General features: G+C 62.6%; 1 protein-coding gene. It reads right to left on the bottom strand.

Translation table 11 applies throughout. The annotated features are described in order from the left end of the window. Window positions 1–2,688: RHS repeat domain-containing protein (locus J3U88_RS33955; RefSeq protein ID WP_207863670.1), on the bottom strand; the 2,688-nt coding region annotated here is incomplete at both ends.

Raw genomic sequence — 2,688 nt, 5'->3', positions numbered from 1 at the left:
TCAAGCGGCCGTGTTCGTCGTATTGGTATGCGTACAGGTCCTCGGGGCCGTTTGCGTTGACGACACGAACCTCGCTGAGGTCGCCGTTACGGTAATCGTAGTCGCGAAGCAACTGACCACCAAAAAAAAGTTGGTCCAGCTGGTCGTCATCGCTGTAGGTCAATTCTTTGAGGGCCAGGCCGGGGCGTTGTACTTCGATTAATCGGCCCTTGGAATCGATGTCGGCGGTGACGTCGCCGGGGAAGTTGAGCTTGCCGGATGCGCCGTTGCCAAACACCTCGTAGTCCTGACCCTTGTAGCGCATGCTCGCCACGCCGCCCCAGCGGTTGTAGCTGTAGGACACCGCCGGCTGATTGCCCCGTTGGATGCTGCTCAAGTCGCCGAAACTGCTGTAGGTGCGCTTTGTGCTCAGTCCGCCTTTTCTGGTTTCGGTCAGGCAGCTGAGGCGACCGCCGCCGTGGTATTCCATCTCCATCACCAAACGGCCGTTGCCGATGTCGGCGCGACCCGGCTGGCTGAGATGGTTGAAATCGGTGAAGGCGATGGGTTCTTTTAGGCCGTCGATGCGGGCCAAGGCGTCGGCGGCTTTGTCGTAGGTCAGGCTGATCTCGCGGTTGGGCGTGCGCACGCCGACGACCCGACCGCGTTCGTCGCGGCGCACCTGGGTTTGCGTCAACCCGTTGCGGGTGTTGCGCAGCGCACCGCCGAATCCGTCGATTTCACGACCGACAGTGGCACCGTTGGGCAGGGTGACCTCGCTTTTGTTGCCGAATGCTTCATGGCTAAAGCGGGTCGTGCCGCTCGGGCCCTCGGCTTGGGTCGGCAAGCCGGTTCCTTCTTCCAATCGCAGGCTGCGCGTCACGCTGCGTCTGGCACTGTTGGCCGTGGTGGTGGTTTCGGTGAGGGTGACGCCCTTGTTGTTGTCGCCCACATCGATGCCGATCTGTTGCTGATGACCCAGCCAATTGCCGAAGGTACCGCCCAACAAACCGCTGTCACCTTCGCTACGCGCGAACAGAACCAGCTCGCTGTCGGTCCGGTTGGGTTCGTTGGTGCTGACCCGGTTGAGGATGCCGAGCTCGGGATGGTACGCGTAATCGAACACCATCCCCCGTGGATGGGTATAAGTCGCCACCTGGCCCTTGTCGTTGTAGGTAAGGGACCAAGCGTGGCCGTGGGGATCGGTTCCGGAAATCGGCCGACCGTGGCTGTCGTACTCGGTGGAAGCGGTGGTGTTGCCGGTGACGCCGTCGCGCCCAACGCTGACCGAACCCGGCGCGCCGCTCGCATGGTAATCAGCCAAAGTAACCACCCGGTCGCCGACCCGGATTTCCTCGATCTCGCCCTCACCGTTCACACGGACACTTCGTTCCTGCCCGCCTTGGGTGGTTTTGGCGATCATGCCCGTGCTGTCAAAGGTGACCTCCGAGCTCGCCGCGCGGGTGTCGCCGGTTTTTTGATCTTTGACGCTGATGCTTTGTTTGATGCCGTAGGGATCTTCGACCTTTAGCGTGGCGGTTCGCCCGTTAAAGCCGTCGGTCGTGGTGGTTTGGCCCTCGGCATAGGTGGTGGTTTGTTTGGTTTCGCCGGCCTCGGTTTCCGTCGGCCGCCCAAAGCCGTCCAATTGGGTGACAGCGGTGCCCACCCCGCCCAGCTCGTGCTGTACGGTCAAACCGTCGGCGCTGATATTGATCGGCACGGTGTCGGTTTGGCCCGCGATGGTGGCATCCGCGCGGGTGATCTCGATGCCGGCGTCCCCGATCACCACATTTTGGCTCTGGCTGATGCCTGCGGGGCCGGTCACCCGCGTCACGATGTCAGTGTCCTCGAAGTAGCTGTAACGGGTGGTGCCCACGGCCGGCCCCTCGCTGCGCACCACGCTCACCAAACGATCCAAGGGATCGTAGGTAAACCGCGTGGTCGCCGCGATGGGTTTGGCGACGGTGACCTCGCGGAGCAAACCGCGCTCGTCGTAGGCTTCGCGCCAGGCGGTATCGCTTGCCTTATCCTCGCTCGCGACCACCACGCGGTTACCGAGGGTGAGGTGCTGGAAGGTGACCGATTGGTTGCCCAGCGTGGTTGCGGTGACCCGGCCCAAACCGTCGCGTTCCACGGTTTGTTTGCTGCCCAAACGGGTACCGCCGACGACCTCGCCGAAACGGTTGAAGTGGGCGGTGCCCAGCGTATCCTTGCCGTTTGGCTTGAAGGCCGCCCCGTCCCGTTCAACGGCGCTTTGGCCGCCAATCGGTAGGTAGTTTTGTGTGTTTTCACTCCCCACGAGCACCCCGTCCGGGCCTTTGCTCCTGATCGGTACCCCGCTTTGGCTGTAATAGGTGGTGTGGGATTGCCTGGAAATGCTGTCGGTGGCGAGGCGTTCGGTTGTTTTAGGGTAACTGAAGCGCCACGTCTGCCCGCCGTCGACGAGGGTTGCCGGTTCGGTTTGGCGCGCGGCCGCGGTCATGTAGGTCAGGGTTCGGCTTCGCCTGTGGCTGGTGATGGTGGTCGGCAAACCCTGTTGGTTGTAGGCGACACGCTGATCGCGGTAACTGTCCGCGGTCACGAACCAATCAAAGCGCGGCAATTCGGTAACAACCGCGGCCTCGCCGGGAACCTGCACGGCGGTCAAACCCTGGCGGGTCCAGGTGGTGGTGAATGCAAAATCACCGCCCGGTGACCACCCCGAGCTCA

This window comes from Acanthopleuribacter pedis, assembly GCF_017377855.1.
In the GTDB taxonomy this organism is placed as follows: Bacteria; Acidobacteriota; Holophagae; order Acanthopleuribacterales; family Acanthopleuribacteraceae; genus Acanthopleuribacter; species Acanthopleuribacter pedis.
This window is presented reverse-complemented; position numbering and strand designations above follow the sequence as displayed.